This window comes from Pseudoxanthomonas sp. LjRoot204_2 (assembly GCF_056175765.1).
In genome coordinates this window covers 1-4,535 of the sequence record NZ_JBGFFG010000278.1, presented here as the reverse complement: position 1 = coordinate 4,535, position 4,535 = coordinate 1, and the positions used below count along the sequence as shown (strand labels likewise).

Genomic DNA, 4,535 nt, shown 5'->3' with positions numbered 1-4,535 from the left:
ACCTATGGCAGCAACGAACTGGAGTTCGACATCCAGAACACGTTGAACCGGAGCCTGGGCCCCACCTCTCCCACCGCGTTCTACGCCGGCTCGCTGGAACTCAAGCAGCACGTGCTGAACTTCGATTTCAACAAGCAACTGGACTGGGGCCTGGCCTATCCGGTCACCCTGTCCTACGGCGCGGAATGGCGAGGCGAGAAGTTCACCATCGGTGCCGGCGAGCCCGGGTCGTACATCAACGGCGGGGTGTTGATCGGCGGCGCACCCGCGCCGTCCGGTGCGCAGGTGTTCCCGGGCTTCCGGCCGAGCGACAGCGGCAGCTTCGACCGCAACAACATTTCGTTCTACGCCGGCCTGGAAGGCGACCTGACCGAGAAACTGTCCGCCGGCGTCGCCGTGCGCTATGAGGACTACAGCGACTTCGGCGACACCACCACCGGCAAGCTGACGGGCCGCTACGCGTTCAACGACGCGGTGGCGTTGCGTGCGACGGCATCGACGGGCTTCCACGCGCCGTCGCTGCAACAGCAGTACTACCAGACCACGTCGACCAACTTCATCGGCGGGCTGCCCTTCGACCTAGTCACGTTCCGGGTAACCAACCCGGCCGGCATCTCGCTCGGTGCGGAACCGCTGAAAGCGGAGGAATCGGACAACCTCAGCCTGGGCCTGGTGCTCACGCCGGTCGAGAACCTGTACGTGACCATCGATGGGTACCACATCAAGGTCAAGGACCGCATCACGCTGTCGGAGAACCTGACCAGCACGGCGGTGCGCACCTGGCTCAACGCGAACGGTTTCCCGGATGTCGCCGGCGGCCGTTACTTCACCAACGCGCTGGACACGACCACCAAGGGCGTCGACATCGTCGGCACCTACAAGTGGGCGTTGGCGAGCAGCACGCTCGACTTCACCACCGGCTACAACTACAACAAGACCGAGATCGACCGCGTGGCGCCGAATCCGGCCGCGCTGACGGCGATCGATCCCACCGCCCTGCGTTTCGGCCGCGTGGAACTGGGCCGGTTCGAAGTGGGTGCGCCGCGCGACAAGTTCTTCCTCAACGGCATCTGGACCAAGGGCGGCTTCAGCGTCAGCACCACGGCCACCCGCTACGGCGAGTTCACCATCCTCAACGCCAACCCGGTGCTGGACCAGACCTTCGGTGCGAAGTGGCTGTTTGACCTAGCCTTCAGTTACAAGACCGGCGGTTGGGAGTTCACCGTCGGCGGCGACAATGTGCTGGACGAGTACCCGGACGAGAACATCTTCATCTCCCCGGCGTTGAACACCTCGACCACCGGCCAGTTGCCGTATCCGTCGCAGAGTCCGTTCGGCTTCAACGGCGCCTACGCATACGGCCGGATCAGCTACACCTGGTAAACCCGCGCTTCGTGCCTCACCGGAACGCCCCGCCCCGCGCGGGGCGTTCCCATGATGGGGGCAACTGAACCGCGCGACGCAGGCTTGGCATGCGTCGCGGGTTTGCGACAAAGCGTCCGCATCGGCGACACTCGACCGATCACGCCGAGGAACCGCGCCATTCGATGCACCATGACACCGACCTGATCAACATCATCGCGGTAGGCCTCGCCCTGGCCTTCGTGCTGGGCGCGCTTGCGCACAAGCTGCGCTTCTCGCCGCTGGTCGGTTACCTCATCGCAGGCATCTTCGTCGGTCCATTCACGCCCGGCTTCGTCGCGGACCAGGAACTCGCCACCCAATTGTCCGAACTGGGCGTGATGCTGCTKATGTTCGGCGTGGGCCTGCACTTTTCGCTGGAAGACCTGCTGGAAGTAAAAGCGATCGCCATTCCCGGCGCCATCGCGCAGATCGTGGTCGCGACCGGCTTGGGGTGGGCGCTGGCGTGGGGCATGGGCTGGACACCGCTCAACGGCTTCGTGTTCGGGCTGGCGTTGTCGGTGGCGAGCACGGTGGTACTGCTGCGTGCGATGGAGGAACGTCGCCTGCTCGAGACCAGGCGCGGCCGCATCGCGGTGGGCTGGCTGATCGTCGAGGATCTGGTGATGGTGCTGGCGCTGGTGATGCTGCCGGTGCTGGCGGAGGCATTCGGGCCGGAAGCCCAGGCCGAAGGTGCCAGCTTCGGCACGTTCATGGTGGCCATCGCCTGGACCTTCATCAAGCTGGGCGCCTTCGTCGCCTTCATGCTGGTGGTGGGTCRGCGCGTCATCCCGTGGACGCTGGAGAAGATCGCCGCCACCGGTTCGCGCGAGCTGTTCACCCTGTCGGTACTGGCGATCGCGCTGGGCGTGGCGTTCGGCTCGGCCACGCTGTTCGGCGTGTCGTTCGCGCTGGGCGCGTTCTTCGCCGGCATGCTGCTCAACGAATCGGAGCTCAGCCACAAGGCCGCCAACGACTCGCTGCCGCTGCGCGACGCGTTCGCGGTGCTGTTCTTCGTCTCGGTCGGCATGCTGTTCAACCCGGCCATCCTGGTGGCCCATCCGTGGCAGGTGCTGGCCACGTTCGGCATCATCGTGCTGGGCAAGTCGGTCGCGGCGTACTACATCGTCAAGGCGTTCAAGCATCCGACCGGCACGGCGCTGACCATTTCGGTCAGCCTGGCGCAGATCGGCGAGTTCTCCTTCATCCTGGCCGCGCTGGGCGTGGCATTGAAGATCCTGCCGCCGGACGGACGCGACCTGATCCTGGCCGGCTCGCTGCTGTCCATCATCGCCAACCCGTTCCTGTTCTCGTGGCTGGACCGCTGGCAGACGAAGCAGGAAGCGCTGGCACCCTTGCCGATCGAACCCGAGGTGCCGCCCGGTCCGTCGCTGGACGTCACCGACCACGCCATCATCATCGGCTACGGCCGCGTGGGCAGCGAGCTGGCACGCGTCCTGCGCGACCGGGGCGTGCCGTTGATCGTCATCGACGACAACGGCGACCACGTCGCCCGCGCACACGATGCGGGCATTCCCGCGATCCGCGGCAGTGCGGCCGCCGACCGCGTGCTGGCGGAAGCGCACCCGGAGCGCGCCAAGATCGCCGTGCTGGCGATCCCCCAGCCGTTGGAAGCCGGCGAGACGCTGGCCAAGCTGCGCGCGATCAACCCTTCGCTGACCTTGCTGGCGCGCGCGCACAGCGACGGCGAAGTGAAGCACCTGCTGGAACACGGCGCCGACGGCGCCGTGCTGGCCGAACGCGAACTCGCGTTCTCGCTGGCCGAAATGGTGATGTCCACGCCGCCCTACCGCCCGCAGCGCACGAGTGCCTGAGCCGCCGCCTCACTCGCGCGAGGCGGCGGCCTCGGCGGCCGTTTCCGCCAGCACGTCGGCGAGCGGCCGCGGCGCGCCGTAGAGATACCCCTGCACGCGGTGCACGCCCAAGCGGCGGAGGCAGTATTCCGTGTCCTCGTCCTCGACGAACTCCGCCACGGTGACCGCGCCGAAGGCTTTCGCCACCGCCACCGAGGCCTGCACCACGGCGTAGTCCTTCCCGAGCTGCGCCACGTTGCGCACGAACGAACCATCGATCTTGATCACGTCCACCGGCAGCTCCCGCAGGCGCGCGAAGCTCTGCATGCCGGTACCGAAATCGTCGATGGCGATGTGGCAGCCCAGCGCGCGCAGGTCGGCCAGCAGGTGGCTGGCCGCCGCGGTGTTGGAGATGGCCGCGGTTTCGGTGACTTCGAAGCACAGCGCGTGCATCGGCAGCGGCGAACCCGCCAGCAAGGTGCGCAACTCGACCTGGAAGCTCATCGACGCCAGGCTCTGTCCGGTCAGGTTGATGGCGATCTCGCGGCAATGCGGCAGCGCGGCCGGTGTCTTGCGCAGCAGCCGGAACAGCGCGCGCATGACCGCCAGGTCCAGTTCGGCGCCCCGCCCCGCCGCCTCCAGCGGTGCCATGAAGCGCGCCGGCGACATGATGTCGCCGCGCTCGTCGATCAGTCGGCACAGCACTTCGCCCGCCAGCGGCCGGGGCTCGCCCTGCATGTCCTCCACCAGATCGCGGATGGGCTGGAAGTACAGCACCACGCGCTCGCTGCGCAGGCTGGCCAGGGCTTCGGTGGCGTCGTGCAGTTGTCGGCGGTGCGTGCGCCGCAACTGGGTGTCGCCGATGTCGCTGTAGCGCGGCCGCAGTTCCCCGTGCTGGCGCGCCTCGAACGCCAGGTGCGACGCGGCCAGCACGGCGCGGTCGATCACGCTCGCGTGCGCGCCGTTGAACGCCGCGACGCCGAGGTACGGCAGCAGCCGTATCGGTTCGCCGTCGACATCGATCTCCGCATGTTCGACGCGGGCCATCACGCGTTCCCACAGGTCGGCGTCGCGCCCCGGGCGCGGCAGCAGCGCGAACTGGCCCGTGCCGACGTAGTACGCCTCGACCAGGTCGTCCACCCGCCGCGCGGTCGCGTTCATCGCCTGCGCCTGGGTGTCCAGCCCGAAGCCGGCCACCAGCGTGTCGGTCTGGTCGAGCAACAGGTAGCCCAGCTCCGTGCGCGGCAGTGGCCTTTCCATGCGCCCACGCAACGCCTTGAGGTTGGGCAGGCCCGTGACCTGGTCGCGCAGCGTTTCTTC

3 protein-coding genes are annotated in these 4,535 nt (G+C 67.5%); 2 read left to right on the top strand and 1 reads right to left on the bottom strand.

Annotation, left to right across the window (positions count from 1 at the left end; genetic code table 11):
• Positions 1-1,383: TonB-dependent receptor domain-containing protein (locus AC04L7_RS12890; protein WP_475513146.1), on the top strand; the 1,383-nt coding region annotated here is incomplete at its 5' end.
• Between the two features lie 164 nt (positions 1,384-1,547).
• Positions 1,548-3,236: a YbaL family putative K(+) efflux transporter gene (ybaL, locus tag AC04L7_RS12885; RefSeq protein ID WP_475513145.1), complete on the top strand. Its 1,689-nt coding sequence runs from the start codon at positions 1,548-1,550 to the stop codon at positions 3,234-3,236.
• A gap of 9 nt (positions 3,237-3,245) precedes the next feature.
• On the opposite strand, the gene AC04L7_RS12880 is transcribed toward ybaL, so the two are convergent.
• A partial coding sequence (locus AC04L7_RS12880; protein WP_475513144.1) for an EAL domain-containing protein occupies positions 3,246-4,535 on the bottom strand: 1,290 nt, incomplete at its 5' end.